Consider the following 294-nt stretch of genomic DNA (forward strand, 5'->3'; position numbering starts at 1 on the left):
ATAAAATGCGCCCCACTTGTGCCGACTTAGCTCAGTAGGTAGAGCAACTGACTTGTAATCAGTAGGTCACCAGTTCGATTCCGGTAGTCGGCACCATTTATATTATTGAGAAGTTTATTCTTCTTAAATAATTCCCCCTTAGTTCAGTTGGTAGAACGGCGGACTGTTAATCCGTATGTCGCAGGTTCGAGTCCCGCAGGGGGAGCCACNTTNNAGAAGCCAAGTCGAAAGACTTGGCTTTTTTCGTTTTAAACTTCGACTTATTTGTACCAAATAAATGTCTCAGAACTGGCC

At 44.0% G+C, this 294-nt stretch carries 2 tRNA genes; both read left to right on the plus strand.

The features are described 5' to 3' along the window. Positions 1–20: 20 nt before the first annotated feature. Positions 21–96: transfer RNA gene (locus A3712_RS21540), tRNA-Thr, on the plus strand. 36 nt (positions 97–132) lie between these two features. After that, positions 133–208, plus strand: a tRNA-Asn gene (locus tag A3712_RS21545). The last annotated feature ends 86 nt before the right edge of the window (positions 209–294 follow it).

It is taken from the genome of Vibrio sp. HI00D65 (genome assembly GCF_001635455.1).
GTDB lineage: Bacteria > Pseudomonadota > Gammaproteobacteria > Enterobacterales > Vibrionaceae > Vibrio.